General features: G+C 72.3%; 23 protein-coding genes and 1 pseudogene. 9 read left to right on the top strand and 15 right to left on the bottom strand.

What is annotated here, in order from left to right; translation table 11 throughout:
* Nucleotides 1-148 precede the first annotated feature (148 nt).
* Complete coding sequence (locus tag ACE7GA_RS04095) at nucleotides 149-967, top strand: hypothetical protein (RefSeq protein WP_376096004.1); 819 nt, start codon at nucleotides 149-151, stop codon at nucleotides 965-967.
* A 332-nt stretch (nucleotides 968-1,299) separates the two neighbouring features.
* Nucleotides 1,300-2,352 (top strand): hydroxymethylglutaryl-CoA lyase, encoded by a 1,053-nt coding sequence (locus tag ACE7GA_RS04090; RefSeq protein WP_376096001.1) that lies wholly within the window; start codon nucleotides 1,300-1,302, stop codon nucleotides 2,350-2,352.
* On the opposite strand, the gene ACE7GA_RS04085 is transcribed toward ACE7GA_RS04090, so the two are convergent.
* From ACE7GA_RS04085 to ACE7GA_RS04075, 3 genes and pseudogenes are all read right to left on the bottom strand, one after another.
* Nucleotides 2,330-3,268, bottom strand: coding sequence for an AEC family transporter (locus tag ACE7GA_RS04085; RefSeq protein ID WP_376095998.1), 939 nt, complete (start codon nucleotides 3,266-3,268; stop codon nucleotides 2,330-2,332). The two genes, ACE7GA_RS04090 and ACE7GA_RS04085, sit on opposite strands and share 23 nt — an antisense overlap.
* Before the next feature lie 207 nt (nucleotides 3,269-3,475).
* Nucleotides 3,476-4,107: pseudogene (gene gmk / locus ACE7GA_RS04080) on the bottom strand (guanylate kinase).
* A 145-nt stretch (nucleotides 4,108-4,252) separates the two neighbouring features.
* Nucleotides 4,253-4,564, bottom strand: coding sequence for a DUF1732 domain-containing protein (locus tag ACE7GA_RS04075; RefSeq protein WP_376100091.1), 312 nt, complete (start codon nucleotides 4,562-4,564; stop codon nucleotides 4,253-4,255).
* On the opposite strand from ACE7GA_RS04075, the gene ACE7GA_RS04070 reads away from it, so the two are divergent.
* Complete coding sequence (locus tag ACE7GA_RS04070; RefSeq protein ID WP_376095995.1) at nucleotides 4,445-4,747, top strand: hypothetical protein; 303 nt, start codon at nucleotides 4,445-4,447, stop codon at nucleotides 4,745-4,747. The two genes, ACE7GA_RS04075 and ACE7GA_RS04070, sit on opposite strands and share 120 nt — an antisense overlap.
* Before the next feature lie 271 nt (nucleotides 4,748-5,018).
* Here ACE7GA_RS04070 and ACE7GA_RS04065 read toward each other — a convergent pair whose 3' ends face one another.
* Both ACE7GA_RS04065 and ACE7GA_RS04060 read right to left on the bottom strand, forming a co-directional pair.
* Nucleotides 5,019-5,156, bottom strand: a complete 138-nt coding sequence (locus tag ACE7GA_RS04065) for a YicC/YloC family endoribonuclease (protein WP_376100089.1) — start codon at nucleotides 5,154-5,156, stop codon at nucleotides 5,019-5,021.
* 671 nt (nucleotides 5,157-5,827) lie between these two features.
* Complete coding sequence (locus ACE7GA_RS04060; RefSeq protein ID WP_376095992.1) at nucleotides 5,828-6,268, bottom strand: response regulator; 441 nt, start codon at nucleotides 6,266-6,268, stop codon at nucleotides 5,828-5,830.
* Nucleotides 6,269-6,490: 222 nt separating this feature from the next.
* Here ACE7GA_RS04060 and ACE7GA_RS04055 point away from each other — a divergent pair, with 222 nt between their 5' ends.
* Complete coding sequence (locus ACE7GA_RS04055; RefSeq protein WP_376095989.1) at nucleotides 6,491-7,285, top strand: SDR family NAD(P)-dependent oxidoreductase; 795 nt, start codon at nucleotides 6,491-6,493, stop codon at nucleotides 7,283-7,285.
* Between the two features lie 67 nt (nucleotides 7,286-7,352).
* On the opposite strand, the gene wecC is transcribed toward ACE7GA_RS04055, so the two are convergent.
* Nucleotides 7,353-8,606 carry a UDP-N-acetyl-D-mannosamine dehydrogenase gene (wecC, locus tag ACE7GA_RS04050; RefSeq protein WP_376095986.1) on the bottom strand — a complete coding sequence of 418 codons (1,254 nt, stop codon included), beginning with the start codon at nucleotides 8,604-8,606 and terminating at the stop codon, nucleotides 7,353-7,355.
* Nucleotides 8,603-9,784, bottom strand: a complete 1,182-nt coding sequence (gene wecB, locus ACE7GA_RS04045; RefSeq protein ID WP_376095983.1) for a non-hydrolyzing UDP-N-acetylglucosamine 2-epimerase — start codon at nucleotides 9,782-9,784, stop codon at nucleotides 8,603-8,605. Before wecB ends, wecC begins: the two co-directional genes overlap by 4 nt.
* A gap of 171 nt (nucleotides 9,785-9,955) precedes the next feature.
* Here wecB and ACE7GA_RS04040 point away from each other — a divergent pair, with 171 nt between their 5' ends.
* The gene (locus ACE7GA_RS04040; protein WP_376095980.1) at nucleotides 9,956-11,113 is read left to right on the top strand and encodes a PA0069 family radical SAM protein; all 1,158 of its coding nucleotides are present in this window, start codon (nucleotides 9,956-9,958) and stop codon (nucleotides 11,111-11,113) included.
* 52 nt (nucleotides 11,114-11,165) lie between these two features.
* Here the strand turns inward: ACE7GA_RS04040 and ACE7GA_RS04035 are convergent, their stop codons facing one another.
* From ACE7GA_RS04035 to ACE7GA_RS04010, 6 genes are all read right to left on the bottom strand, one after another.
* Entirely contained in the window at nucleotides 11,166-12,752 is a 1,587-nt protein-coding gene (locus tag ACE7GA_RS04035) for an ABC transporter substrate-binding protein (RefSeq protein WP_376095977.1), read from the bottom strand.
* Between the two features lie 228 nt (nucleotides 12,753-12,980).
* Nucleotides 12,981-13,487, bottom strand: coding sequence for a F0F1 ATP synthase subunit B (locus ACE7GA_RS04030; protein ID WP_376095974.1), 507 nt, complete (start codon nucleotides 13,485-13,487; stop codon nucleotides 12,981-12,983).
* A gap of 16 nt (nucleotides 13,488-13,503) precedes the next feature.
* Entirely contained in the window at nucleotides 13,504-14,283 is a 780-nt protein-coding gene (locus tag ACE7GA_RS04025; protein WP_376095971.1) for a F0F1 ATP synthase subunit B', read from the bottom strand.
* A 53-nt stretch (nucleotides 14,284-14,336) separates the two neighbouring features.
* Nucleotides 14,337-14,576, bottom strand: coding sequence for an ATP synthase subunit C family protein (locus tag ACE7GA_RS04020; protein WP_376095968.1), 240 nt, complete (start codon nucleotides 14,574-14,576; stop codon nucleotides 14,337-14,339).
* Between the two features lie 75 nt (nucleotides 14,577-14,651).
* Nucleotides 14,652-15,407 carry a F0F1 ATP synthase subunit A gene (locus tag ACE7GA_RS04015; protein WP_376095965.1) on the bottom strand — a complete coding sequence of 252 codons (756 nt, stop codon included), beginning with the start codon at nucleotides 15,405-15,407 and terminating at the stop codon, nucleotides 14,652-14,654.
* Between the two features lie 10 nt (nucleotides 15,408-15,417).
* Entirely contained in the window at nucleotides 15,418-15,720 is a 303-nt protein-coding gene (locus ACE7GA_RS04010; RefSeq protein ID WP_376095962.1) for an AtpZ/AtpI family protein, read from the bottom strand.
* Nucleotides 15,721-16,017: 297 nt separating this feature from the next.
* Between ACE7GA_RS04010 and ACE7GA_RS04005 the strand changes: the two genes are divergently transcribed.
* The 4 genes from ACE7GA_RS04005 to ACE7GA_RS03990 all read left to right on the top strand — a co-directional run bounded on the left by ACE7GA_RS04005 (nucleotide 16,018) and on the right by ACE7GA_RS03990 (nucleotide 20,908).
* Nucleotides 16,018-16,257, top strand: coding sequence for a hydroxyisourate hydrolase (locus tag ACE7GA_RS04005; RefSeq protein ID WP_376095959.1), 240 nt, complete (start codon nucleotides 16,018-16,020; stop codon nucleotides 16,255-16,257).
* Nucleotides 16,258-16,347: 90 nt separating this feature from the next.
* Nucleotides 16,348-17,574 carry a urate hydroxylase PuuD gene (locus ACE7GA_RS04000; RefSeq protein ID WP_376095956.1) on the top strand — a complete coding sequence of 409 codons (1,227 nt, stop codon included), beginning with the start codon at nucleotides 16,348-16,350 and terminating at the stop codon, nucleotides 17,572-17,574.
* A 67-nt stretch (nucleotides 17,575-17,641) separates the two neighbouring features.
* The gene (locus ACE7GA_RS03995; RefSeq protein WP_376095953.1) at nucleotides 17,642-18,610 is read left to right on the top strand and encodes a Bug family tripartite tricarboxylate transporter substrate binding protein; all 969 of its coding nucleotides are present in this window, start codon (nucleotides 17,642-17,644) and stop codon (nucleotides 18,608-18,610) included.
* 324 nt (nucleotides 18,611-18,934) lie between these two features.
* Complete coding sequence (locus ACE7GA_RS03990; RefSeq protein ID WP_376095950.1) at nucleotides 18,935-20,908, top strand: HAD-IIIC family phosphatase; 1,974 nt, start codon at nucleotides 18,935-18,937, stop codon at nucleotides 20,906-20,908.
* Between the two features lie 57 nt (nucleotides 20,909-20,965).
* On the opposite strand, the gene ACE7GA_RS03985 is transcribed toward ACE7GA_RS03990, so the two are convergent.
* Nucleotides 20,966-22,837 carry an ABC transporter ATP-binding protein gene (locus ACE7GA_RS03985; RefSeq protein WP_376095947.1) on the bottom strand — a complete coding sequence of 624 codons (1,872 nt, stop codon included), beginning with the start codon at nucleotides 22,835-22,837 and terminating at the stop codon, nucleotides 20,966-20,968.
* A gap of 91 nt (nucleotides 22,838-22,928) precedes the next feature.
* Entirely contained in the window at nucleotides 22,929-24,635 is a 1,707-nt protein-coding gene (locus ACE7GA_RS03980; protein ID WP_376095945.1) for an HAD-IIB family hydrolase, read from the bottom strand.
* Nucleotides 24,636-24,671: the final 36 nt, after the last annotated feature.

Genomic DNA, 24,671 nt, shown 5'->3' with positions numbered 1-24,671 from the left:
GCCAGCGACAGCCGCCGCGCGGCGGCTGATGGCCGGGATCGGTCGCGGTCCGCTGCAGTGGGAGGTTGCCGTCATGCCATGGCCGCGTGCGAGGTTTAGGCCTGCGACGAGGTTCCCGGGGTCGGGAGGGCCGCGGCCCGGTGCCCTGATGCGCGGCGTCGGGCTGGCGCTGCTGTTCTGTCTCGCGGAGGCGGCGGCCGCGTCGGGACCCGCCCCGGCTGCCCCCGCGCTGCCGCCGACCCGCCTGTCCGACTACGTCCATGGCTTGGTTCCGTGCCGCGGCTACGCGGAGGTGGTGCCCCGGAACTGCACCATGCGCCTCGCCTATCCCGCGACGGGCATGTCAGAACTCGACGCAGCACTGCGGGTTGCGTCCGCGGCGCCGGCGCAGGCGGTCGCGCGGGCGGAGCGCGGCGACCTCGCCGGGGCGCTCGAGTTGATTCCGAGGGATGGGCTCCTCCGCGCGCACCTCCGCCGCGCGGCGGGCGACCTCGCCGGGGCGCTCGCGGAACTCGAGGACCTCGTCGGGCGGGCGGGCCCGGCCGGACCGTCGCGCGACGCGCTGGCGGATCTCTGCGCGGTGCGCCTGCGCCTCGGCGACCGCGAGGGCGCGATCGCGGCCTGTGACCGCGCCCTCGCCCACGCCGAGTTCACGGTGGATCCGCTGGCCTACGTCAGGATCGTGAATGCCGGACTGGGGCTCGCGATCGGAGATCGGGCCCGGGCCGAGCGCGAGTTCGAGGCGCTGGGCCGCCGGGACGACGGCGCGCTCGGCTGGCCGCTGACGATGCGTGTGCGCGGCTGGCTGAGGACCGTGAAGGGCGACGTCGCCGGGGCCGCCCGCGACGTTGCGGGGGCACGTGCCCGCCCGCAGGTAGAGGCCGAGGTCTTCGAGCTGTTCGGCGTGGTTCCGCCGGAACCGCCCGCGCGGGCGCCGGCGCGGCCGGGGGCCGAGCGGCGCCGCTGAACTGCATGCCGGTCGTTTCGCATCCCCTCTCGCGGTCCTCCTGGCAGGACGGGTGAGGAGACGCCGGCGGTGGCCGGCGAGGTGGCGGGAGTCAGGTCGCCGCGCCCTGACCCGAGGACGGTCACGCGCTGCGTGGCGCAGGCCCGCGCAGGATGGGGTTGCCCGCCGTGGACGGACCGTCCAGCGGAGGATGACGCGGACGCGTGCATCGAGGATCGTCAGCCCGGGACGTGTTCCGCCGACGTCGTGCCGTCATCGAGGTGGCGACGCGCTGGCCGCCTTGGCGCGCTGGCCCGGCCGTAGGATGTCGGGCCCGTCGAGGAGAGTTGCCCATGACCGACCTGCCCGCCCGCGTAGAGATCCAGGAGGAGGGGCCGCGCGAGGGGTTCCAGATCGAGTCCGCGGAGATCCCGACCGCGGACAAGGTGGCGCTGGTGGATGCGCTCTCGGCGACGGGGCTGCGGCGGATCCAGGTGGCATCCTTCGTCAGTCCGAAGCTCGTGCCGGGATGGGCGGATGCGGAGGATGTCGTGCGCGGGTTCGCGCCGCATCCGGGCGTCGAGTACCACGCGCTGTGGTTCAACGCGCGCGGGCTGGAACGGGCGCTGGCGTCCCGGGACCGGCTGACGGTGTTCGGATCCGTCACGGTGTCGGCGTCGGAGGCGTTTTCCCGGCGGAACCTCAATCGCGACCATGTGGGGCAGTTGGCGGCGCAGCGGGAGAACGTGGCGGCGCACTTGGCGGCGGGGGTCGCGGTGACGCGGGTCGGCGTGCAGGCGGCCTTCGGGTGCAACTTCTCGGGCGACGTTCCCGTGGCGAAGGTCGTCGGTGCGGTCGCGGATGCGCTGGCGATCGCGGAGGAGGCGGGGGCGGCGATCGAGCGCGTGTCGCTCGCGGATACGATGGGCTGGGCGACGCCGGCACGGGTCGAGGCGGTGGTAGGGGTGGTGCGGTCGCGCTGGCCGGAGATGCGGCTGGTGCTGCACCTGCACGATACGCGGGGATTGGGAATCGCGAATGCGATGGCGGGGCTGCGGCTCGGCGTCACGACCTACGATGCCGCGGTCGGGGGCCTGGGGGGTGTCCCTTCGCGGCACAGCCGGGGGCGCCGGGGAACGTGGCGACGGAGGAGCTGGTCTTCCTCTGCGAGGAGATGGGGATCGAGACGGGGGTGGACCTCGACGCGCTGCTGGAGGCGGGGCGGCTGGCGGAGCGGATCGTCGGGCGGCGGCTGCCGAGCGCGATGCTGCGGGGCGGCGGGTTGCGGGCGCTGCGGGGACGCGCGGCGGCGTGAGGCTGCGCCGGGCTGCCGGCTGAGGCGGCGGGGCGGATGGACGTCCGGCACGCCGAGGTGTGCGGGTTTCAGCGGCCGGGAAAGGCGATGAGGACGGCGGAGAGGGTCAGCACCGAGAGCGCGGTCGTCAGGACGACGGCGGCGCCGGAGCCGGACAGGCCCACCGCGTAACGCCGCGCGAGGAGGAAGGCGTTGGCGCCGGTCGGCGTCGCGGCCATCGCGATGGCGACCGCGGTTTCGAGCGGCGCGAGGCCGGCGGCGCGGCAGAGGAGCCAGACGGTCAGGGGCAGCGCGAGGAGCTTCAGGGCGGCGATGACGAGGGCGTCCAGCGCCTCTCGCCGCGCGGAGAGGTCCTTCAGCGAGGCACCGAGGCAGAAGAGGGCCACGGGCGGCATTGCGTTGCCGAGCAGTTCGAGGAAGCGGCGGATGGCGCCTGGGACGGGCGGCATGAGCGCGGCCCAGGCCAGGCCGGCGGCGACGGCGAGGATGATGGGGTTTCGGAGGACGGCCTTGACCGCGCCGATCGCCGCGGCCGTGGGGGAGCCGCCGCGGCCCAGGCCGATCTCGGCGATGACGGTGGTCAGCGGGAGGAGCAGGAGCGAGTTCAGGCCGACGATGGCGATGGCGACGGAGAGGCCCGCGTTGCCGTAGGCCGCGACGACGACAGGCAGGCCGAGCATGAAGGTGTTGCCGAAGGAGGCGTTGAGGGCGAGCACCGCGGACTCGGCGAGGGGCCTGGCCATCATCCGTGCGACGAGCAGGGCGGCGGCGTAGATCAGCAGGACGCCTGCGAAGAAGACGATCCCCACGCGGCCGCCGGCGAGCGTAACCTGGCTGGCGCCGGCGAAGAGGAGCGCGGGGGCGGCGAGGTAGAAGGCAAAGTCGTTCAGGCCGCGCAGGCCCTCCGGCGAGATCAGGCGGCGGACCGCCGCGCCGTAGCCGAGGAGGATGAGAGCGAAGACCGGGGCGACGAGGCCGAGGACGTTCACCATGGGCGCGGGCAGCATCGGGCGGGGCAGCATCGCCGGGCGCTGTAGCGTGGCGTCGCGGCGCCTGCGGCTGCGCGGTCGCACGAAAACCGGGTGCGGCGGGGCGCTGGCGTGGCGAAGTGGGTGGCTCGAGGCGGCTGCGGGTTGGCGCTGCGGGCGCGGCGACGGGGCGCGCATGCTTGCCGGGGTGCGCCGCGCGCGGCCAGGGCCTGGCGTGGCACGGCGCTACGCCGACATCCCCGCGACGAAGTCGGCGAGCCACGGATTGCGGGAGCGCGCGGTGCGGGCGGCGTGGAGGATGGCGGAGACGGCGGCGACGGTCGCGTCGAAGTCGCGGTTGATGAGGATGTGGTCGGCATCCTGCCAGTGCGAGGCGTCGTCGCGGGCCTTGCCGAGGCGGCGGAGGATCTCGTCCTCGGAGTCCTGGCCGCGGGCGCGGAGGCGGCGTTCGAGTTCGGCGAGCGAGGGCGGCAGCAGGAAGACGCCGACGACGTCGCCGGGGAGCGCGGCCTTCAGCAGTTGGTGGCCCTGCCAGTCCACGTCGAAGAGGACGTCGCGGCCGGCTTCCAGGGCCTCCAGCACCGGCGCGCGGGGGTGCCGTAGCGCCGGCCGTAGACGTTGGCGTGTTCGAGGAAGTGGCCGGCGGTCGCCATCGCCTCGAACTCGTCGGCCGAGTGGAAGAAGTAATGGACGCCGTGGGTCTCGCCGGGGCGGGCGGCGCGGGTGGTGGCGGAGATGGAAAGGGAGAGCTCGGCCTCCTGCCGCAGGAGGGCGCGGGAGACGCTTGTCTTGCCGGCACCGGAGGGGGCAACGAGGACGAGGCAGAGGCCGCGGCGGCGGCCGGCGGCGACGGTCATGCGGGTTGCCCCGGGAGGGCTTTGCCCTCCGGGACCCTCCCACCAGGGGCGAACGCGCCCCTGGACCGCGATCCATTTCTCATGTCCGCGACTGGCGGGGCCTCGGGAGGCAGCGCCTCCCCATGGCCACCTGCGCGCCCCTCCGTCATTCGACGTTCGCCGCCTGCTCGCGCAGGCGCTCCACCGCGGCCTTCAGGTCGAGCGACAGGCGGGTCAGGCCCAGCGTGCCGGCCTTGGCGCCGAGGGTGTTGGATTCGCGGCCGAACTCCTGCGTCAGGAATTCCAGGCGCCGGCCGATCGGGGCGTCGTCCGTCAGCATCGTGCGCGCGGCGTCGAGGTGGGCGGCGAGGCGGTCCAGTTCCTCGCGCACGTCGGACTTGGCGGCGAGGAGGGCGACCTCGGCGGCGAGGCGGTCTTCGGGGACGCGCGCCCTCGCGCCGTCGGAGGCGCCCTCCAGCAGGGTCGCGAGGGTGGCGGTCAGGCGGGCGCGGTGGGCCTCGGGCTGGCGGGCCGCCTCTCCGGCGGCAGCGTCGCGGAGGGTGGCGATCTCATCGAGGAGGGTGGAGAGGACGGCCTGAAGGCGGGCGCCTTCCTCGGCGCGGGCGCGGATCAGGGCGTCGAGCGCTTCCAGGAAGCCTGACGTGACGGCGTCGCGGCGGGCCTTCTCGGCGGCCTCGTCGGGGACGGCGACCTCGGTGCGGAGGATTCCGGGGAGGGCGAGGACGGCCTCCGCGCGCGCGGGGGCGGCACCCAGGGGGAGTCCTTGAGGCGTTCGGCGATCTCGGCAACGAGGGCGATGGCGCGGTCCAGCGCGACGGGATCGAGGACGAGGGACGCCGTGCGGTCCTCCCGCTTCACGGAGAGGGTGGCGGAGACGTTGCCGCGGGCGAGGCGGGCGGCCGCCGCTTCCTTCAGCGGGGTTTCGAGGACGTCGAGGCCGGGGGAAGGCGCAGGCGCACGTCGAGGCCGCGGCCGTTCACCGAGCGGAGTTCCCAGGTGAAGGCGGCGCCGTCCGGGAGGGTGCCGGCCACGCGGGAGAAGCCGGTCATGGAGCGGAGGGGCATGGGGCGGTTGTGTGGCGGGGTGCCCCGGGTGGCAAGGTGGCGGCTCAGCCCTCGCGGCCGGGTTGACCTCGCGCGGGACGCAGCGCTGGCTGGCCACGGTGCCACTCCCGCGCGAGGCGGAGCGGAGGCGGCCGGCGAGTCCGGGGCAGCGGTACGGCATGCCGAGGGCATCCATGTCGGCGGCCGTCGGACCGTCCGTCACCGGGGCCTCGCCGTAGCCGGTGGTCGGCATCACGGCGAGGCCGGGGCGGCGGCAGCGAAGTTCGCCAGCCAGCACCAGGCCGTTCACGCCGCCGGGCATGACGAGGTCGGTGACGAGCAGGTCCATGTCGTCCCGACTCCCTGGAAGGCGCGCCTCGCCTCGTCGGCGTCGCGGGCGGAGAGGACGCGTTAGCCACGGCGTCCCAGGCGGTCCTCGCCGAGGGTAAGGACGCCGTCGCCATCCTCGACGACGAGGATGCCTGCGGAAGCCCCCCGGGGTCCGGGCGGTCCTCTGGGCGGGCGGGCGGGTGGTTGGGGACGGCCGCCGCGCGGGTGGCGGCGGGGAGGATGACGTGGCCGGTGCTGCCGCCGCCGAACTCGCTCTCGATCCCAGGCGGCCGCGGGATGGCCGTCAGCGGGCCGGTAGCAGGGGGATGACCCCCCAGGACCCCCAGTTATCCGCCGGCGCCGCCGGCCGGCCGGCGGGCGCGTTCGAAGGCCAGGCGGGCGGCGCGGCTCACGTCCAGCAGGCTCGTCGGCTTCTCGAAGATGGCGTCGGCGGAGATGCCGAGGTGCTGCAGGGCCCGGTCCTGGTCCGGGTTCATGTAGCCGCTGAGCACGATGACGGGGATGGGGTTGCCCAGGGCGCGAAGGGCGCGGACCAGGTCGGCGCCGTCGAGGCGGGGCATGCGGACATCGGTGACGAGCAGGTCGTAGGACCTCTCCTCGAGGCGTTTCAGGGCGGCGGCGCCGTCGGGGACGACGGTGGTCTCGAAGCCCTCCTCCTCCAGCGCGTCGGCGACGAGGAGGGCGATGGCCTCCTCGTCGTCGGCGATGAGGGCGGCGGGGCGTGTGCCCGCCGGCTGGGCTGCCGCATCGGGACCGTTCGTTGCCACCTCGTCTCATATCCTGTTCATCGGTCGGGCGAAAAAAGACCAGAACGGGTTCCGCGTAACGGGGTGGGGCGCCGCATCGGCGGTCACGATCGGGCGAACCTTCACGCGGGGGGAGGAGCACGCAGGGGGTGGGAAGGGTCGGACAGCCGACGTCCGGGTCGGTCCAGCGTCCGGATGGCCCGGCGGGTTGCGGGGCTCCCGTCCCGGATGGTCCAAGGCGGCATGAGTGAAAGCCACGCGGCGCCCGCCGCCACCCTTCCCTGGCGTTCGGCCGCGGTCACCGGGGCGTCGTCCGGGATCGGGGCGGCGCTGGCGCGGGCGCTGGCCGTGCCGGGGCGGGTGCTGCACCTCGCCGGACGGGATCCGGGGCGGCTGGCGGCCGTCGCGACGGCGTGCCGGGCGGCCGGGGCAGAGGTGCGCGAGGCGACCTTCGACGTGCGCGACGCCGCGGCGTGTGAGGCATGGATCGATGGGGCGGGGCGGCTGGACCTGGTGGTGGCGAATGCCGGGACCTCGGCGGGGACGGGGGATGGGCGGGAATCGCCGGCGCAAGTGCGGGAGGTCTTCGCGGTCAACCTCGACGGCGCGCTGAACGTGATGCTGCCGGCGATCGAGGCGATGCGGGCGCAGGGGCCGGGGACGGACGGGGTGCGGGGGCGGGTGGCGGGGATCGCCTCGATCGCGGCCTTCCTCGCCTCCCCCGGGGCGCCGGCCTATTGCGCGTCGAAGGCGGCGCTGCAGCGCTGGATCGAGGCGAGCGAGCCGGTGCTGCGGCGGGAGGGCGTGCGCCTGCACGCGGTCTGCCCGGGCTTCGTGCGGACGCCGATGACAGCGCGGAACCGCTTCCCGATGCCCTTCCTGATGGAGGCGGAGGAGGCTGCGCGGCGGACGCTCGCGGGGATCGCGGCGGGGCGGGTGCGCATCGTGTTCCCGCGGGCGACCTACGCGGCGGCGCGGGCGGCGGGGCTGGTGCCGGTCGGGTGGCTCGGCGGGATGCCGGCGAAGGCGGCGCGGTAGGCGGCGGCCCGGATCATCCCGGCCCGCGGCCGTGCGGGGGTAGGCCGGGACCGCCCTGCGGTCGGGATCAGGCGGGGCGGGTCTCGGTCAGGCCGACGGCGTCCACGACCATCTTGTTGAGGAGACGGGTGCGGTCGAGGCGCGAGAAGGCGCGGTGGGCGACGAGGAAGGCGACGATGTCGGCCTCGCGCAGGGCGGTATCGGCGTCCACGAGGCGGAGGTTCGGCAGGCCGGCGAGCGGTGGCGGCAGGGCGGTGACCCAGGGATCGCAGGCGAGGATCGTCGCGCCGTCCTCCCGGGCGAGGGAGGCGACGATGTCGAGGGACGGGCTCTCCCGCAGGTCGTCCACGTCGGGCTTGTAGGTCAGGCCGTAGCAGGCGATCACCGGGGCGCGGAAGCGGCGCGCGAGATCGGCGATGCGCGCCGTGACCCAGTGCGGCTTGCCGTCGTTCACCTCCCGCGCGGTACGGATGAGGCGCGCGGCTTCGGGCGCGCCGTCCACGATGAACCAGGGGTCCACCGCGATGCAGTGGCCGCCGACGCCGGCGCCCGGGCGGAGGATGTTCACGCGCGGGTGCTTGTTGGCGAGCGCGATGGCACCCCAGACGTCGATGTCGAGGGCAGCGCAGATGACCGAGAGTTCGTTCGCGAAGGCGATGTTGACGTCGCGGAAGGCGTTCTCGGCGAGCTTCACGAACTCGGCGGTGCGGCAGTCCGTGAGGAAGGTCTCGCCGGCGACGAAGGATTCGTAGACGGTCAGCGCCCGCCGCGCGCAGGCCTCCGTCACGCCGCCGATGATGCGGTCGTTCGAGACGAGCTCGCGCATCATCTGGCCCGGCAGGATGCGTTCGGGGCAGTGGGCGACGGCGACGTCGGCCTCGGTGCCCTCGGACTTGTAGGTCGGCAGGCGCAGGTCGGGGCGGGTTGCGGCGAGGCGGCGGGCGAGCGCTTCGGTCGTGCCGACCGGCGAGGTGGATTCGAGGATGACGGTGCAGCCGGGGCGCAGGTGCGGCGCGATGCTGTCGGTCGCGGCCTCGACGTAGGTCAGGTCGGGCTTCCGGCCGTCGCGGAAGGGCGTTGGCACGGCAAGGACGAAGGCATCGGCCTCGACGGGGGCGGTGCCGGCGGTCAGGCGGCCCGTGCTGACGGCCGCCGAGAGCAGCATGTCCAGGTCCGGCTCCCGGAAATGGGACTGGCCGGCGTTCAGGCTCTCGACGACGCGAGGGTTTGTGTCGCAGCCCACCACCTCGTGCCCGCGGCTCGCGAGCATCGCGGCGGTGGGGAGGCCGATATAGCCGAGACCGACGACGCAGACCTTCATGCCCGTGCTCCGGCCATCGCGAACCTCTCCTCGAGGCAGTCTGCGATCCGGCGCGCGGCGGTGCCGTCGCCGTAGGGGAAGACCGGGCGCGCGACGCGGGCGTAGAAGGCGGGGTCGTCGAGGAGCGCGTCGGCGGCGCGGGCGAGGACATCGGGGTCGGTGCCGACGAGCCGCACGACGCCGGTCTCCAGCGCCTCCGGCCTCTCCGTCACCTCGCGCAGGACGAGGACGGGCTTGCCGAGGGCCGGGGCTTCCTCCTGGATGCCGCCGGAATCCGTCACGATCACCGCGGCCCGGCGCAGGAGCCAGACCATGTCGAGGTATTCGACGGGGTCGATCAGGTGGACGTTCGGCTGACCGGAGAGGCGTTCCCGAACGATGCCCTGGACCTGCGGGTTGAGGTGCACGGGATAGAGCACGTCCACGTCGCCGCGCGCCGCGATCCGGGCGAGGCCTGTGCAGATGCGTGCGAAGCCCTCGCCGAAGCTTTCCCGGCGGTGGCCGGTGACGAGGACAAGGCGGCGGCCGGGGTGGAGGAAGGCGTAGCGCGCGGCCAGGCCGGCTTCGAGCGCCGCATCGGCGTCGAGGCGCGCGGCCGTGTGCAGCAGCGCGTCGATGCCGGTGTTGCCGGTGACGAGCACCCGCCCGCTGCCGTATTCGCCTGCGAGGTTGGCGGCCGCAGCCTTGGTCGGCGCGAAGCGCAGCGCCGCGAAGGCGTCCACGGCCACGCGGTTGAGTTCCTCCGGCCAGGGGCGGTCGAGGTCGGAGGAGCGCAGGCCGGCCTCGACGTGGCCGACGGGGATGCGGGCGTAGAAGGCGGCGAGGCCGGCCGCGAGCGCCGTCGTCGTGTCTCCGTGCACGAGGACGAGGTCGGGGCGTTCCCGAAGCAGCAGGTCGGTCATGCCGGCCAGCACGCGGCCCGTCAGCGAGGCGAGCGTCTGCGCGGACTGCATCACGTCGAGGTCGTGGTCCGGCGCGCCCATCCCGAAGGTGGCGAGAACGCCGTCGAGCATGCTGCGGTGCTGGCCCGTCGCCACCGCGACGGGATGCAGGCCGGGCCTCGCGCGGAGCTCGCGCAGGACAGGCATCATCTTGATCGCTTCCGGGCGGGTCCCGAACACGACCATGATGCGGGCCGGGGTGCCGTCGGCCCCGTCCGCCTCGGCATTGGCAAGCATTCGGGGGCCCTGGTCTACGCTGCGGCAATGATAACGAAATCGTGATCATTCCGGAAGACGGGTGCCGAGGACGAGTCTGCTCGCGATCGTTGTTCCGTTAATGTTCTTGACTTCACCCGGAGTGGCTGCCCAGATAAGCGTGAACGGAACGCGAACAGGTCAGGAGGGCCGATGCCCGACGGCAGCCTTGGCAATCCCGGATACCGCAATGGCTTCCGCCACGCGGAGACCGGCGACGCCGTCCCCGGCCTGCGCCGCGGCCGGGGTGCGGTGTCCAACCCGCCGAACCGTTTTGTCCGAAGCGCGCGCAACCCGTTCGACGACGGCTGGGGCACGCTGGAGCAGGCCTTCGCCGAACTCCCGCCGCTGGCCACCGAACTGACGCCAGACAAGGCGAAGACGGCGCTGACCTGGAATGACAGCCCGGACGTCGGCTTCGACCGCTCGGTCAACCCGTATCGCGGCTGCGAGCACGGCTGCATCTACTGCTACGCGCGGCCGAGCCACGCCTATATCGGGCTCTCGCCCGGCCTCGACTTCGAGACGCGCCTTCAGTTCAAGCCGGACGTCGCCGCGCTGCTCGAGAAGGACCTTTCGAAAAAGGGCTACGTCGCGCGGCCCATCGCGCTGGGATCGAATACCGATCCCTACCAGCCGGTCGAGCGCACGCTGAGCCTGACGCGGGCGGTGCTGGAGGTGCTGGACCGCCACGACCACCCCGTGACCATCGTCACGAAATCGGCGGGCGTGACGCGGGACCTCGACATCCTCTCGCGCATGGCGGAGCGGAACCTCGTCCAGGTCTGCCTGTCCGTGACGACGTTGGACCCGCGGCTTGCCCGGATGATGGAGCCGCGCGCGGCCGCGCCGTTGCGGCGCCTAGCGGCCATCCAGGAACTGTCGCGTGCCGGCATTCCGACGGGCGTCATGGCTGCGCCGATGATTCCCGGCATCAACGACGCGGAGATGGAGCGCATCCTGGAAGCCGGGCACGCGCACGGCGCCCGTGCCGCCGGCTACGTGCTGCTGCGCCTGCCGCTGGAGATTCGGCGGATGTTCGAGGAATGGCTGGCCACCCACATGCCGGACCGCGCGGCGCGCGTGCTGGCGCTGGTGCGGGAGACGCGGGGGGGCAAGCTGAACGACATGCAGTTCGGCACGCGTTTTACCGGCACGGGCCCTTACGCCGACATGCTGTCCAAGCGCTTCGGCGCGGCCATGCGCCGCCTGGGCCTGGACGACGCGGAGGTGAGCGAACGCGGGAAACTTGACTGCTCCCGGTTCCGTGCGCCGTCGGCGGGGGAGGAGCGGCAGTTGGCGTTGCTCTAGGTGGCCCCGGAGGAAGGCGCTTCCTCCCTCCAAGGCCGCCCGGAGGTGCCGCCTACTGCCCCACCCGCACGAAGCGCAGCGGGAAGTAGTTGTCGGCCATCTGCTGCAGCGTGATGGTGTTGCGCGCCGCCCAGACGACGGTCTGCTGGTGCAGCGGGATGTGGCCGACCTCGTCGGCGTGGATGCGCATCGCCTGGTTGATCATCTCCTGGCGGCGCGCGGGGGTCGTCTCGACCGCGATCGCGTCGGTGAGGCGATCGAACTCCGCGTTGCTCCACCCGCCGGAGTTGAACACGCCGCGCTGCCGCGACGGGTCGCGGGAGGCCATGATGTTGTACAGCGTGTTGTGCGCATCATAGGTCGCGGGCGTCCAGCCCAGCAGGTAGAAGCTGGTGTTGTAGCGGGGCGCCAGGATCTCGGCGAAGTAGCGGGCGCGGGTCTGGGCGTTGAGCTGCACGCGGATGCCGATTCGTGCCAGCATCGGGACGATCGCGGTGCAGATCGCCTCGTCGTTCACGTAGCGGTCGTTCGGGCAGTCCATCGTGACGCCGAAGCCGTTCGGATAGCCGGCCTCTGCCAGCAGGCGCCGCGCCGCCTCGATGTCCGGGCGCGGGATCCGGTCCTCCGCCTCCACGAAGCCGTTCACGCCGGGGCCGATCATCAGGTTGGTGGAGCGCGACTGGTTCCGCATGATGCGCGTGCGGATCGCCTCGCGGTCGATCACCATGTTCATCGCGCGGCGCACGCGGACGTCGCGGAAGGGGTTACGGCCCCGGACGTCGGACTTCAGCAGCTCGTCCCGCGCCTGGTCCATGCCGAGGAAGATCGTGCGCAGTTCCGCCTGCTGGTGGATGCGGATGTTCGGCGCGCGGGAGAGACGGTCCGTGTCCTGCGGCGGCACGGTGTAGATCATGTCGATCTCGCCGGAGAGCAGCGCGGCGACCCGCGTGCCGTCGTTGGCGATTACGTTGAACTGGACTTCCTGCAGGTTGTGCTCGGCACGGTCCCACCAGTTGGGGTTCGGGCGCAGCACGGTGCGGCGGTCGGGCTCCCGCGACACCAGGACGAAGGGCCCGGTGCCCATCGCGTTGCGGGTCGCGAAGTTTTCCTGGCCGGAGGTCAGGTCCATGCTGCGCGTGGCGTTGTTCGCCTCGGCCCAGCGGCGGGACATCATCGTCCAGGTCGTGATCTCCTCGAGGAAGATCGGATTGGGCTGGCTGGTCTCGAACTCGACGGTGAAGTCGTCGATCTTGCGGATCTCCTTCACCGAGGCGAGGACGGCGGTGAGGTTCGACCCCTGCGCCCGGACGCGCTCGGCCGAGAAGACAACGTCGTCCGCCGTGAAGGGCGTGCCGTCGGAGAAGCGGACGTTGCGGCGCAGGTTGAAGCGCCAGACGGTGGGGGAGGTCTGCTGCCAGGACTCGGCCAGCGCGGGTTCCACCTTCAGTTCCCGGTTCCGGCGGACGAGCGGCTCGTAGATGTTCGCGGTGAAGGTGAGGAGGAAGGTCTCGTTCCGCGCGTAGGGGTCCATCGAATTGACGTCGCCGTCATTGGCCCAACGGAAGGTCTGCGCCGAGGCCATGCCGGCGGTCCCGCAGAGGGCCAGCGCCGCGGCGCCTGCCAGAAGAAGCCGTCGCATTCGCGTCTCCGGATGCCTAGTTTCGCGACAGGCTAGACCGGAACGGCGGGGGCCGGGAACTACGGGGCCGAAGGAATCTTCGGATGCCCGATGCCCTTCGGGCCGCTCGTCATGCGTCCGGCGTCGGGCGTCGGGCGTCCGGGGGCAGGGGCGCGGTGGCGCGGACAGACCCTCCAAACGAAAACGGGCGCCCGGAGGCGCCCGTCACCGGCCCCGGAGGGGCGCTCTTCAGGCCGCGCGCAGCACCCGCGGTAGGTCGGCGACGGCGCGGTCAACCATGGCGGCGTCGGCTTCGGGCGTCAGGCGCTCGGCAATGACGGTCCGGGCGGCGGCGGTCGCGACCTCGGCGGCCACGGCGCGGACCTCTGCCAGGGCGGAGGCCTCGGCGGCGGCGATCCGGTCCATCGCCATGCGCTCGCGCCGGGCCGCGGCGGCCTCGGCCTCGGCGGCGGTCGCGGCGGCGACACGCTCGGCCTCGGCGCGCGCGCGGGCGATCATCTCCGCCGCCTCACGGGCGGCGGCGGCGCGGTCGGCCTCGGCACGCTTGCGCATCGCCTCGGCCTCCTCGCGCAGGCGCGACGCCTCGGCCAGTTCGGTGCGGACGGCGGCGGCGCGGGCGTCAAGCATGCCCGTCAGCGCCGACCACATCTTCCGGCCCGCGAGGACGAAGAAGAGGACGAAGGAGACGGCGACCCAGAACTTCGGGTCGAGCCAAAAGTGCTCGTAGTGGTGCATCGTCAGGTCGCCCCCTTCAAGCGGCGTTTTCGAGCTTGCGGGCCGCGAGCTCCCCGCCGACTGCCGCGGCAACCGCCTCGCGGTCCGAGAAGCCGGCGAGACGATGGACGATGGCGTCCCCCGCGTCGGTCGAGGCCTCGCGGAGGCTTCGCATGGCCGTATCGCGGGATGCGGCGATCCGCGCCTCGGATTCGGCGATGCGGGCGCTCAGGCGGGCGTTCAGCTCCTCCGCCTGCGTTGCGGCCTGGGCCTGGGCGGCCTTTGACGCGTCGGCGATGGCGGCTTGGGCTTCGGCCCGCGCGCGTGCCGTCGCGTCGCGGTGGGCCGCCTCGGCGGCCTCGGCCGCCGCGCGCGCATCGCGGGCGACGTCGAGGTCGCCCGCGATGCGCGCGCGGCGGTTCTCGATCACCTCGGCCACCGGTGGGAGCAGGTAGCGGGACGCCAGGTAGACCAGCAGGCCGAAGATGATGAAAAGCCAGATCACCTGGGCGATTGTCAGGGGATTGGCGAAATCCAACTGCGGCATGCCGCCGGCATCCGTCGCCGTGTGGCTGCCCGTCGCCGGCGCCTGGGCGGCCGCGCGCTGGCGGTCGCTGTCGGAGGCGACGGGGACGGAGACGCCGCCCGGCGTGACGGTGCCCTGCGCGGCCGTGCCCGTGGCGCGCCCGTTGGTCACGGAGGGCGAGGTCACGACCGCCCCGTGTCCCCCGGATTGAGGGACCGCCTGCGGAACCTGGGCGGTCGCGGTCCCGGCCAAGACGGCCAGGGCGGCGGCGAGGAGGAGGCGTCGGGCCACGTCGTGCTCCGCGAGACGGGGGCGAGGCCCCCGCCCAAGACAGCGAGAAAGGATCAGGCGAAGAGGATGAGGAAGGCGATGAGCAGCGCGAAGAGCGCGACCGCTTCCGTCAGGGCGAAGCCCAGGATGCCGATCGGGAAGACCGCGTCGCGCGCGCCGGGGTTCCGGGCGACCGAGGTGATGAGCGACGAGAAGATGTTGCCGATGCCGAGGCCGACGCCGAAGAGGGCGATGACGGCGAGGCCGGCGCCGAGGGCCTTGTAGGCGCCGAGGTAGGCGGCGGGATCGTTCATCGGGATGCTTCCTTGGTTGTCCGATGGAGGGGTCTGCGGCGACGTCCGACGCGACTGGTGCCAGGTGCTCTGGGATCAGTGCAGGTGGACGGCGTCGTGCAGGTAGATGCTCGTCAGGATCGCGAAGACGTAGGCCTGCAGGAAGGCCACGAGGATCTCGAAGCCGACGAGCGCGACGTTGACGGCGAGCGGGAGGGCCGCGCCGAAGATGCCGACCGCGCCGAAGCCGCCGATCAGCACCACGAAGGTCGCGAAGACCTTCAGCATCACGTGCCCCGCGACCATGTTCGCGAAGAGACGGATGGAGAGGCTGACCGGCCGCGAGAGGTAAGACACGATCTCGACCGGGATGATGATCGGCGCGAGCCAGATCGGCGCGCCTTCGGGGAAGAAGTAGCCGAAGAACTTCCGCCCGTGGATCGCCAGCGCCACGACCGTCGTCACGAGGAACACCAGCACGGCGAGGCCGAGGGTGACGGCAATGTGGGAGGTGTAGGTGAAGGCGTAGGGCAGCAGGCCCAGCATGTTCCCGAAGAGCACGAACATGAAGAGCGAGAAGACGAAGGGGAAGTAGCGGCGGCCTTCGTGGCCGACCTGTCCCACGACGAGCCCCTCGACGAATTCGTACAGCATCTCGGCGGCCGCCTGGAGCCGGCCGGGTACCACGGCGCGGTGCCGCATCCCGTACAGCATGAGGGCGGTGATGAGGCCGACGGCCAGCAGCATGTGCGCGTTGGACTGGGAGAAGCCGACGGCACGGCCGATCGGGCCGAGCACGGGCGCGAGCTCGAACTGGCTCAGCGCGTCAATCGTCTTCCCCTCGGCGGCCACTGTCGGTCCCTTACTTCTTGCCTTCGCCCGGACGCGGACTGAACAGCCGGTAGACGTTCACGATCCCCGCCGCGCCACCGACCAGGAAGAAGACGAGGAAGAGCCACGGCCAGGTGCCGAGCCAGCGGTCGAGGACAAAGCCGATGCCCGCCCCGACGACCAGCGCCGCCACCACTTCGACACCCGCACGGAAGCCAATTCCCCACGATCCCGTGGGCAATCCCGATTCACCCCCACCGGGTTTCGGGTCCAGGCCCTGCCGGGCCCTGGCCTGCCGCAGGCGGTCGTCGAAGCCGTCCCGGTTCTCCGCCATCGTTTCCTCGCGGTGCTGTCGCCCCGCGCGGCGCGGGCGGTCCCTAAACAGGCGTCCATGTGGTGTCAAGCGCGTGCACCGCAGCAACGCGGGCCCAGGCATCATCCACGCCGCGGACTCGACACGCCGGCGGAGGCGCCGTCCTGATGCGCCGCGACGCACCAGCCGGAGAATCGCCGCCATGGCGGGCCTGTCCACGCACGTCCTCGACACCGCCCATGGCCGCCCCGCCGCGGGGATGCGCGGGGAACTCTGCCGCCTGCTGCCGGAGGGGGGCGGGAGGTCGTGGCGACCTTCGTGACGAACGCCGACGGCCGCGCGGACACGCCGCTGCTGCCGGAGGGCGCGACGCGGGCCGGGACCTATGAACTGACCTACGATGTCGCGGCCTATTTCCGCGGCCAGGGCGTGGACCTGCCGGACCCGCCCTTCCTCGACCGCGTCACGCTGCGCTTCGGCGTCGCGGAGGACGGCCGGCACTACCACGTGCCGCTCCTCGTCTCCCCCTTCGGCTACACGACGTACCGGGGGAGCTGAAACCCGGACCTGCTGCGCCGGCGGCACCGTTCCTGCTAAGCCCGGGGCGCGCCGACCAGGACGACACGGCCGGCGCCGCCTGGAGACCCGATGGACCCGATCCTGCACGAATGGGGCGGCCTGCTGATCCGCTGGACCCACGTCATCGCCGCGATGGCCTGGATCGGCGCGTCCTTCTACTTCATGCACCTCGACGCCAGCCTGCGGCGGGAGTCCGACCAGCCCGCCGGCACGACGGGCGACGCCTGGGAGGTCCATGGCGGCGGCTTCTACCACGTCCGCAAATACGTCGTGGCGCCCGAGCGGATGCCGGAGCACCTGATCTGGCACAAATGGCAGGCCTACATGACCTGGTTCTCGGGCTTCGCGCTGCTGTGCTGGGTGTATTACGGCTCGGCCGATCTCTACCTGATCGATCCGACCGTGCGGGACATTTCCGCCCTGACGGGGGCGGCCATCGGGATCGGCGCGCTCGTCCTGGGGTGGTTCGCCTACAACCTTCTGGTGCAGTCGCGGCTGGCGGAGAGCGAAATGCTGCTCGCCGGCGTCGGCTTCGCCTTCGTCGTGGCCCTGGCCTGGGGATTCCAGCAGGTCTTCTCCGGCCGCGCCGCGATGCTGCACACCGGTGCGGTCATGGCGACCTGGATGGCGGGCAACGTCCTCCTCGTCATCATCCCGAACCAGCGGGTCGTCGTGCGCGACCTCATCGCGGGGCGAACGCCGGACCCGAAATACGGGAAGACGGCGAAGATCCGTTCGATGCACAACAACTACCTGACGCTGCCCGTCGTGTTCTTCATGCTCGCGAACCACTACCCCACCGCCTGGTCCACGCCGCTGCTGCCCGTCGTCGTCGCGCTGGTGCTGATCGCGGGCGCGGTGATCCGCTACTTCTACAACGAACGGAACGCCGGCCGCGGCTCCCCCTGGTGGTCCTGGGGCGTCGCCGCGGCCTGCCTGCTGATCGCGGCCTTCATCGGCATCTCCTCCTCGCCCATCGGGCGGGAGCGGCTGGGGCTGGCGGCCGTCATGCCCGCCGCCATGCCGCTGCCGCCCGGCCAGGCCGCGCCGCCGCAGCAAGTCGTGGAGGTCGTCACCGGCCGGTGTTCGATGTGCCACGCCGCGCAGCCCGTCTGGACGGGGATCCACATCGCACCGAAGGGCGTGCTGCTCGACACGCCGGAGCACATCGCGCGCCAGGCCGAGGGCATCCTGATCCAGGCCGTGATGACCCACGCCATGCCCCCGAACAACCTGACGGGGATGGAGCCGGAGGAGCGCCGCATCCTCGCGGACTGGTTGCGCCGCCGGGGCTGACGCCGGACGAGGGGGCGCTATCCTCCGCGCGACCCCGCGGCCGAGATTGCGGGGCGGAGGAATCGCCGTGACCCCAGCCATCCCGCGCCGCGCCGCCCTGGCCGCCGCGCTGTTCGCCGGCGCTGCCCGTGCCCAGGAAGCGGACTGGCCCCGCCGCCCCGTCCGGGTGGTCGTGCCCAACGCGGCGGGCGGTGCGGCCGATGCCTCGATCCGCATCGTCTCCGAGAGGCTCTCCGCCGTGCTCGGGCAATCCGTCATCGTGGACAACCGCGGCGGCGGCGGCGGCACCATCGCCGGCGCCGCGGTCGCGGGCGCGCCTCCCGACGGCACCACCTTCCTTGTGGACAACTTCGCCAACGTCGTGAACCCGCTGGTCCACCGGAACCTCGGCTTCGACTACCGCGCCTTCGTGCCGGTGACGCAGGTCATGCGCATGCCCATGGCCGTGGTCGCGAAGCCCGACCTGCCGGTGCGGGACCTGCCGGGGCTCCTGGCGCTGGCGCGGCAAAGGCCGGGGGCGGTGTCCATGGGCCAGTCGGGCAACGGCACCGCGGCGCACCTGACGTTGGTGCTGCTGCAGCTCCGCACCGGCGTGACCTTCAACGAGGTACCGTACCGCGGCGGCGGCGAGGTCTCGCGCGACCTCGCAGGCGGCACGCTCGACAGCGCGGCGATCTCGACCGCGGCGGCGCTGCCGCTGATGCAATCGAACCGCGTCCGGGTGCTCGCGGTGACGAGCCGGGAGCGCTCGCCCCTCATGCCCGAGGTGCCGACGTTGACAGAGGCCGGGGTGCCCGACGCGGTGCTGGAGGAGTGGTTCGGCCTCTCCGCCCCGCGCGGCACGCCCGCGCCGATCGTGGCCCGGATGGCGGAGGCCGTCGCGACGGCGCTGCAGGACCCCGTGGTCCGGGGCCGATACGCGCAGCTGGGCGCCGAGCCCGTCGGCAGCAGGCCGGAGGACTACGCCGCGACCGTGGAGGGTAGCCGCGCGGTGATCGAGCGGATCGTGCGCGAGGGGAACGTGCAGCTGAACTGAGGGACGTGCTCCCGCAGTCCAGGGCGCCGCCGGATGGAGCGCCGCCTTGTCGCAGGGGGACACGGCGCTGTGTCTCGTACCGTGTCGCCCCGACCTCTCGAGCGCGGGTCCGGTGCCGCGACCACGGGGTCGCCGCGACGGTGACCTGCCGGCTGCCGCCACGGATCGGGCCCGGCAGGACCAGGCGAAAACACCACGTTTACGCTTTCAGAACGATCCGGGCCCTGCTATCCCGACGCGGCCAGCGGCGGGGTCATCGCCGGAGGCCGACCGCCGGGCCGCCCGCGGTCGTCCCATCGCGAAGCGCAGGAGGTCGCGAGGCCGGTGCCGCCCTTCACGAACCTCCTCCATGCGGCCTTCCGGCATGGCGGAGATGACGCCGGGGCCCGACCGGCGCAGCCCGACGACGGCCGCCCCAGCGGGCCGGCCGGCCAAGCCTCCTCTGCCGTCGCGCGGCCCGGGCCGGATCCCGCCATACCCGCGCAGACCGGCGGGGCCACGACGAAGTGCGGCGACGGCCTGTTCAGCGACGTCCGCCTCGTCATCTGGGACCTCGACGAGACCTTCTGGGCCGGAACCCTCACCGAGGGCGGACTGACCTACAACCGCGCACACCACGACATCGTCGTGGAGCTCTGCCGGCGCGGCATCATGAGTTCCATCTGTTCCAAGAACGACCATGCGGCGGTCGAGACGGTCCTGACCGAGACGGGTCTCTGGGACCACTTCATCTTCCCGAGCATCGACTGGTCGCCGAAGGCCGAACGCGTCGCCCGCATCATCGAGGCCGTCCAGCTCCGCCCGGAGACCGTCCTCTTCGTGGACGACAACCCTGGCAACCGGGCGCAGGTCGCGGCGGCCGTGCCGGGAATCCAGGTGGCGGACGAAACGGCGATCGCCTCCTTCCTCTCGGACCCTGGCTTCCGGGGCAAGTCCGACGCCGGAATGAGCCGCCTGAAGCAGTACAAGCTGCTCGAGGCGCGGCACGCGGAGAAGATCCGCGCAGGGGGCGATCCCCGCGCGTTCCTGCGCGGAAGCAACATCACCGTCGAGATCGTCTACGACGTCGAGACGCACATCGACCGTGCCGTCGAGCTGGTGAACCGCACGAACCAGCTCAACTTCACGAAGCTGCGCCTCCCCGAGGACAAGGAGGCGGCGCGCGGGGAACTCCTGGAACAGATCGCGCCCTTCCACGTGCGGGCCGGCCTTGTCCGGGTGCGGGACCGCTACGGCGACTACGGGCTCTGCGGCTTCTTCCTCGTCCGCGGCCTGGCCGCCTGGGGCCGGCCGCATCTGCAGCACTTCGCCTTCTCCTGCCGGACGCTCGGCATGGGCGTCGAGCAATACGTCTACGACATCCTCGGACGGCCGCAGGTCCAGGTGGTGGGGGAGGTGCTGTCCGACCTCGCCGAGCCTGTGGACTGGATCAACCTCCCGCAGGGCGGGGACGCGGACGGCGCAGACGGCGCGCGGCTCTTCCGGGACGTGCGGATCCGCGGCGGTTGCGAGCTCGAGGTGATCGGGCACTTCTTCCGTGCCCATGCCGAGAGCGTCGACCTCGAGGTCCTGGAGGCGCGGGGCGCCCTCTACGTGCCCCGGCAGAACAGCCTGCTCCTCGCCCAGGCCGCCTCGGGGATCACGCCGGCGCAGCAGGCCGCGGCCGCGAAGCTGGGCATGGACGCCCGCTTCTTCGACGCCGCGATGTTCGGGCCCTGCGGCGACGGCACGCTCCTCCTCTACAGCCCCACCGGCGACAGCGGCCTCGCGATTCACCGGCACCGGGAGACCGGCCTCGAGGTGCCTCTCTGGATCCGCGAGATCCTGCGGCCGGAGCATCCCCACCGTTCCGAGGCGGATGCCGCGGAATACGACCGCATCGGCGCGGTGCTGCGGGAGGAGTTCGACACGCTCCTGCCGGACGACATGGCACGCTACGCCGCCAGCTGCGAAGCCATCCTGCGCCGGGTTCCCGGAAACGCCCTGCTGATCGTGGTGCTGCCGAACGAACTCGGGAACCAGAACGGCACTGCCGTCGAGATCACCTTCCAGCGCCAGCTCAACGACGTCTTCCGCTCCGTCGGCGCCCGCCATCCGAATCTGCGGTTCATCGAGATGACTGCGATGATCCGGGCTGCGGACGAGATCGACCGCCACTACCTGCATTTCAGCCGAGCGGTCTATTTTCGGCTCTTCGAGGAGGTCGCCCGCGTGTACCGCGCCTGGCTCGCGGGTCGGCCGGCGCGCCGGCCCGGTGGGGATGCCGGCACGGCCCCGGCGGAGTGGGCAACGGCCTGACCCGCCGCCGCGCCGGAGCAGGACGCGGCCACGAGCCGCTCCGGCTGCGGCAGGCGCTCACTCCACCCCCACGAAACCCCCGGACTGCCGCGCCCAGAGCCGCGCATAGACCCCGTCCCGCGCCAGCAGCGCCTCATGGGTCCCGTCCTCCGCGATCCGGCCTTGCTCCAGCACCACGAGGCGGTCGAGGCGCGCGATGGTGGAGAGGCGGTGGGCGATGGCGATGACCGTCTTGCCCGTCATAAGCGTGTCCAACTGGTCCTGGATCGCTGCCTCGACCTCCGAGTCCAGCGCGCTCGTCGCCTCATCGAGGATGAGGATCGGCGCGTCCTTCAGCAGGACGCGTGCGATGGCCACGCGCTGCCGCTGCCCGCCCGAGAGCTTCACGCCGCGCTCGCCGACATGGGCGTCGTAGCCGCGGCGGTCGCGCCAGTCGCGCAGGCGGAGGATGAAGTCGTGCGCCTCCGCGCGCCGGGCGGCGGCCTCGATCTCCTCCTGCGCCGCGTCGGGGCGGCCGAAGCGGATGTTGTCGCGGATGGAGCGGTGCAGAAGCGCCGTGTCCTGTGTGACCATCCCGATCGCGCCGCGCAGCGATTCCTGCGTCACGCCCGCGATGTCCTGCCCGTCCACGGTGATCCGCCCGCCCTCCGGCGTGAAGAACCGCAGCAGCAGGTTCACCGCCGTCGTCTTGCCTGCACCGGAGGCGCCGACGAGGCCGACGCGCTCCCCCGGCCGGATGTGCAGGTCGAAGGCGTCCAGCACCGGCGCGCCCTTGCTGCCGTAGCCGAAGCGCACGCCCTCGAACCGGATCTCGCCGCGGGTCACGCGCAGCGGCACGGCGGCGGGCGCATCGGGGGCGGTGGGCGGGACGGCGATGCTGCCCATCCCCTCCTGCACCACGCCGATATTCTCGAAGATGCCCGCGACGTTGAAGGCGACCCAGCCCGAGATGTTCGCGATCTGCCAGGCCATCGGAAGCGCCGTCGCGACGAGGGCCGTCCCAATCTCCCCCCGCGACCAGAGCCAGACGGAGACGGCGGCCATCGAGACCAGCAACAGGGCGTTCAGCGTGGAGAGCAGCAGGCCGTTCAGCGTGATCAGCCGCATCTGGTCCTGGAAGGCGCGGGTGAGATTCATCACGCCGTCCGCGATGAAGGCGTCCTCCCGCTCCGCCCGCGCGAAGAGTTTCAGCGTCACGATGTTCGTGTAGGCGTCGACGATCCGCCCGGTCAGAAGGGAGCGCTGTTCCGATGCAGCGCGGGACCGGTCGCGCAGGCGGGGCACGATGTAGCGCAGCAATACGGCGTAGAGGGCGAACCAGACGAGGATCGGCAGGACCAGCCTTACGTCCGCGGAGCCGAGCCAGAAGGCGGCGGAACTGCCGTAGACCAGGATGTACCAGACCGCGTTGACCGACTGGACCACGCTTTCCCGCAGCGCGGGGCCGGTTTGCATGACGCGGTTGGCGATGCGACCCGCGAAGTCTTCCTGGAAGAAGGCCCAGCCCTGTCGCACGACGCCCCGGTGCGATTGCCAGCGGATCAGGCTGGTCACGGACGGGTTGATCACCTGCTGGGTCACGAGGTTCTGCGCCAGGATCGCCATCGGCCGGCCGATGAGGATGACGGCCGCCATCCCCAGCATCGCCGGCCAGGCTTCTGACAGAAGCGTGCCCGGCGCGTGCCTCTCCAGCAACGCGATCACCCGGCCGATGAAGACAGGAATGAGGCTGTCGAGGAACGCGACGACCATGCCCGCGGCGAAGAGCGCGGCGAAGGGCGCGCGGGCCTGCCGCACGAAATGCCAGTAGAAGGGCAGGAGCGATTTCGGCGGCTCCTGCTCCGGCACGGGCACGCCGAGCACGCCGGTGGCGGCGGTTCCCGGCGGCGCGACAGGGTCCACCATGCGCTCGAAGAAACGGAAGGGCATGGGGACTAGGTAGGCCTGTCCGACGGAGCCACCAAGGCGGAACGGGCCCCGCGCCCGGCCGGATCAGCCATGCGTGAAGGCGGAACGGGCCTCATCCCGGCGCGGTGTATCGCCGCTCGACCGCCGCGTGCACCCGCTCCCGCGCCGTCGAGAAGGGCAGGTCGGACGCCTCGATGGACGCGACCTCCTCGGCCAGGTCGGAATCCTTCACGCAGCGCCGCATCCAGTCCGAATAGTCGCCGCGGCGGCGGTGGTGTTCCCAGGTCGCCTCGTCCACGCCGTCGCCCATCTGGATGAAGAGGACGAGGTTGTGGACGCGCAGGCGCAGCCTGTCATCCGGTCCTCGGTAGTAGAACACGCTCTCCTCGCCGAGCTTGCCTTCGGCGTATTTGCGGATGTGGCGGCGGCGGGAGCCGATGCCAGGGATGACCCCGACGCGGCGGATCGTCCCCGGCTGGTCCGTGCGGAACATCAGGGCCTGGCCCGTCGCGATCGGCGGGGCCTCGGCCGGCGGTTCCAGGCCGCGCGCGGCGCAGAAGGAGCGTGCGGATTCCAGCGGCTCCGCGCCCACGATGAGGAAGGTGTCCACCGTGTCCAGCAGCCGGCGCGGCAGCAGTTCCGGCCGCATCGTGATGAAGAGGAACCCGTGCAACTCCGGCGGCATGTTCGCGGCGCCGGGGTCCCAGTCCGCCGGCAGCATGTGATGCGCCTCGTCCACCACGACGACGTGCGGGCGCCCGACCTTGGCCCGCAGCGACATGAGTTGCGGCACCAGCGCCGCGAGGAAGGCGGGGCGGTCCGCCAGTTTCACGCCGAGCAGGTTCACGACGACGCCGTTGGCGGTCCGGTGCAGCAGCTCGATGATCCGCGCGGGGTCGGGCGCGGCGTCGGGCCCGCCTTCCTGCACGGTATGGGACGTGCCCTCGTAGTCGCCCTCCGGGTCGAGGATGCAGGCCTGGAAGCCCGCATCCCGCAGGCGTTCGAGGACGCCAAGGGTGAAGGTGGACTTGCCGCCGCCGGAATGGCCGGTCAGCAGCAGCGACTGGCGGCGCGGGAAGACCGTGATCTCCCGCCCGTCCTCCTCCCGTGCCAGGGCGATGCGCTGCTTCGGCGCGGTCGCGTCCATGCCCCGAAGATCGTCGGAGAGGATGCGGTCGACCAATTGCGCGACGCCCTCGCCCCGCTCGCCCGGCGTCACCCAGGCCGCGCGTTCCTTCACCGTGTCCAGCGCGTTGGCAACGGCGACAGCGAAGCCGCAGGACTCGAGCAGCGCGATGTCGTTCTCGGCATCCCCGACGCCCGCGACGTTCAGGGGCGAGAGGCACAGCCGCCCCAGCGCCGCGCGCAGGCCGGAGGCCTTCGTGACCTCGGCCGGCAGAACCATGACCGCGCCCTTGTTGAAGGCGATCCGGTATTCCAGCCCGAGGTCGCGGATGGCGGCGAGCACGGCTGTCTCGTTCGGCTGCCAGGTCGCGACGATCGTCCGGCCGACGGAAAGCGGCGTCACGCCCTCCGCCCGCAGGCGCGCGACGAAGCGCTCGTCCGGCGGCGGGGAGAGGGGCGTCTCTTCCTGCGTCGCCGGGTCGTAGAGAAGCGCCCCGTTCTCCGCCACGACGAGGTCGAAGAGGTCCAGCCGGTCGCAGACCCGTTGCAGGTCCGGCAGTTCCCGGCCCGTGACGAGGATGACCTTTCGTGCCCCGGCGCGGAGCCGTTCCAGCGCCGTGACGGTGTCGTCGCCGATCACCCCGTCCCGCGCGACGGTCCCGTCATAGTCGGTGGCGAGCGCGATGACGTGCATGGACCTGTCCGGGTGAACCGCGAACGGGAACGGCGG

This window comes from Roseomonas sp. CCTCC AB2023176 (assembly GCF_042259275.1).
Classification (GTDB): Bacteria; Pseudomonadota; Alphaproteobacteria; order Acetobacterales; family Acetobacteraceae; genus Roseomonas.
The sequence above is the reverse complement of the archived record's forward strand: the minus strand, read 5'-3'. Positions and strand labels throughout refer to the sequence as shown.